The sequence below is a fragment of the bacterium genome (assembly GCA_021159335.1).
Taxonomy (GTDB): domain Bacteria; phylum UBP14; class UBA6098; order B30-G16; family B30-G16; genus JAGGRZ01.
Genome location: JAGGRZ010000089.1, coordinates 1 through 1,451 on the forward strand (window position 1 = coordinate 1; position 1,451 = coordinate 1,451).

A 1,451-nucleotide genomic window follows, 5' to 3' on the forward strand; every position below is an offset into this window, starting at 1 on the left:
AGCATTTGTGTAGATTTTTCAAAAAGAAGAAAGATTTCTTTATGAATGCTCCAGAGTTTAATCACAAAACTTCTTGCATGGCAGATAAGTTTTCCTGCTACTTCTATGAAGTGCCATCTAATGGTAGATATTCTCTTTCTTATCCACTCTCCTCCAAGAAAAACTCTTCTCAGGAGAATCAAGAGATTGCAAGATATAATGCCCAGGAGAAAATACACCCTGTTGGCTAAAAAATCTCCTGTAGGAACCCAGTCCAACCCCATATCATTCTTCAATTCTTTTATGAAGTTTTCCGCATTTCCTCTCTCCTGGTAGATGTGGATAACCTTTTCTGCTTCTTCTTCGCTATTTGTGGCTATGGCAAAGTATTCATACTTTTCTTTATCAAATAGCTCTAACTGTTTCTTCTCCCACCTTAACACCACTAACCGGAAGGCTTCTTTACTCTTCTCCATACAGTGGATAGTCTCTGCATACTGGCGATCTGTGGGATTCCCTTCCTTATCTCTAAATACCCTCCAGCATCCTTTCCCTATACTCTTTATCGCTTCTTTCACTGCTTTATCCTGCTGTGCTCCTATGTAAAAAGTTATCTCTTTATCCAGACATAGATTAATCACCTTAGCCTGATACCCTGCACTATCGCTCCGCAATCTCTCAATTTTTATCCCCTCTGGTATACTTTTAAGGCACTCCTCCGCGAATTCTTTGTTCTCTTCATGGGGTGCCCGATTACCTTCTCGAAATTCTCCTTTTATGCATACTCCATTCTCGCTCAAAAATCCTAAAAGAGGAGTGTACCCTTTCTCCCCTTTATAAGTCATCTTAGCCTCTTTTTTCTCCGATTCTATCACTGTGGCATCTATATCCAGAGTGTAAGAATTCTTCCCATCATTTTTAAGAACCTGCCTGGTTACTTTCTCATTTACTTTCTCTAAAATCTTATCTCCACCTTCCCTCCCTGCTTTCCTCAACCATCTCCCTACTGTATCTGCTGAGGGCACTCTCCTCCATCCCATTACTTTCCTCAACAGTCTATCCTCCCTCATCACCTTTATATCCTCTAACCTATTACCCCCTCCACATAACATCAAAATTAACGGCTCCACTATCTCTTCCCCCCAGTAACCCCTGTTTGAACCTCGATAAGAAAGCCTCTCCTTTAACCATACACGTGATATTATCTTCCTTAAAATCTTTCCTATCACTATAAGACCACTATGAGAACTTATTTCTTCTTTTCCTCTTTTGAATTTGATTCTAAAGGTATTTTGTTGTATCATTCTCTCATCTCCTTTATTTTTTCCCTTCACCTTTTGGGTGAAGGGTTTTTATTCTTTCCGCCTAATTATATCAATCTTTTTTAGGTTTTTGATGCTTTCTATTGCGATTTTTGGGTTACCATCAAAAACTTGAAAGTGAACAGGAAATCCCTTCTCATTTAACACTAT

At 39.1% G+C, this 1,451-nt stretch carries 1 protein-coding gene; it reads right to left on the reverse strand.

Annotation, left to right across the window (positions count from 1 at the left end):
- Positions 1-1,313: IS1380 family transposase (locus J7J62_05395; GenBank protein MCD6124587.1), on the reverse strand; the 1,313-nt coding region annotated here is incomplete at its 3' end.
- Between the last annotated feature and the right edge of the window lie 138 nt (positions 1,314-1,451).